This is a genomic window from Protofrankia sp. Cr1 (assembly GCF_963555865.1).
Lineage (GTDB): Bacteria > Actinomycetota > Actinomycetes > Frankiales > Frankiaceae > Protofrankia.
The window spans coordinates 1-1599 of sequence record NZ_CAUVXO010000163.1 but is presented as its reverse complement, the minus strand read 5'-3'; the positions used below and the strand labels follow the sequence as shown (position 1 = coordinate 1599).

Here is a 1599-nt window from a genome sequence, read left to right as displayed (position 1 = left end):
CCTCAAGTTCGTCTCGATGCTTACGCCGCCGGCCGGCGGCGTGGCGGGCGGTGGTCTCGGCGACCGTGACTTCGCTAGGCAGCAGGTACCCACAGCCGAGCACGTCGTTTACCCATTGTCGCCGGGTGTGTTCGATATGGCGCGCGGACGGGTTGGACGAGGGCGCCTGCGGCATGCCGTGCCTGGCTCGGTCGAGGATGGCGACGGCCGCGGCGAAGAGGAGCTCGCCAGCCGGGTACGCCTCGGCGAACAACCGACGTGCGTATGCGATACGGCGGTGGAGGGGGGCCACCGCCGGTTCCGCCCAGGAGCGCAGCTCCTGACTGGCGACGAGTAGATTCTCGGTGGTGACCAGACGGGCCAGATCCTGGTTATGAATGTCGATCAGGTTGTGCCGAGCCTGACGTCGGTTCCAGGTGTCGCTGGCGTCCTCACCGCCGTCGCCCTCGTCGTCCGTGGCCGTGTTGGCTGATGCGGTCGGGTCGTCAGCCCGGAGTTCGGCCGCGAACCTGTCTAGATCCTCGTTTTCGTACTCGTCGTTGTCCTCGTCCTCGCCTCCGATCCCGAGGGGGGAGTACCACTTCGCCGCGCTGGCTATTTCGGTGGCGCACTGACTCCTTGAGGCCGCCGTCGCTTATGGAGGGTTTCGGCGGAGATTGGCCGCTGGTGTTGCTGCCAGTGCAGGACGTCTTCGGCGCGAGCCCGGTGGAACAGGTCCTGCTCATGCCCGTCTGTCTCGACCGGTAGCGCTTCCTCCTTCACCGGCCCAGGGGCGGGCACCGTCGGCGCGGATCGTCTCGAACTTCGCCGCCAGCGTCTCCCGGCTCACCTTGAACCCATAGCACAGAATCTTGCCTCCTCTATGGAATCTACGCTGGTTATTTTTCGGCAATGCCGAACGAAGAGCGTGTCTCACATGGCCTGTGGATCTTCCTGCATGATCTGATGCGTGGACGACCGCCCTTGCCCTGCGGCTGGTACCTGACGAACTCTGGGAGCTCGTCGAGCCCTTGTTGCCCGGTTTCACCGCGCGCCCGCAGGGCGGGGGGACTCCTCCGGTGGACGAGCGGGCGGTGTTCACAGCGGTCGTCTACGTCCTGACCTCGGGCTGCGCATGGCGGCACCTGCCGCCGTCGTTCGGGGTGAGCGCACCGAGCGTTGCGACGTTGCCGAAGCCGAAGCCGAAGCCGAAGCCGAAGAGGAACGTCAACCCGACCACGATCCCCACGATCACGGTCACCAGTCGCACCGGAGCGTCCGGAACTACCAGGTGCGCGGACCGGGTGTTCGGCTCGGTGGATGATGTTGCCGGCCGGACGCTTACTGGACGTTGTCCCTGGTCAGCAGCCGCGTGGAGACCGGCCGAACGGTGATTTCGGGACCCTGAACAAAGATCAAACGGTTCTTATTGTGGTGCGTTAGGTCCACCAACCGCCCCTTGGGTGGGTGTCACGTAGCGTCCGACCTGGGCATTCGGCGGTTCTCAAGCCCAACTTCTCGATCTTCTTAACCTCCTCGTTACGTCTTGGACGGCTCTGACGAGTGCGTTGCTGCAGCGCCCGGTTCGGCGTCCGCAGGCGCTACGTTCAGGGACAGGGC

2 protein-coding genes and 1 pseudogene are annotated in these 1599 nt (G+C 65.2%); 1 reads left to right on the top strand and 2 read right to left on the bottom strand.

What is annotated here, in order from left to right; all coding sequences use genetic code 11:
• Positions 1-292 (bottom strand): hypothetical protein (locus tag U9980_RS14210; RefSeq protein WP_322768351.1); only part of this gene is annotated, 292 nt, incomplete at its 3' end.
• Positions 293-968: 676 nt separating this feature from the next.
• On the opposite strand from U9980_RS14210, the pseudogene U9980_RS28560 reads away from it, so the two are divergent.
• Positions 969-1157 (top strand): annotated as a pseudogene (locus tag U9980_RS28560) (transposase); the annotation flags it as partial.
• On the opposite strand, the gene U9980_RS14205 reads toward U9980_RS28560, so the two are convergent.
• Complete coding sequence (locus U9980_RS14205) at positions 1091-1240, bottom strand: hypothetical protein (protein WP_322768350.1); 150 nt, start codon at positions 1238-1240, stop codon at positions 1091-1093. The pseudogene U9980_RS28560 and the gene U9980_RS14205 overlap by 67 nt on opposite strands.
• Between the last annotated feature and the right edge of the window lie 359 nt (positions 1241-1599).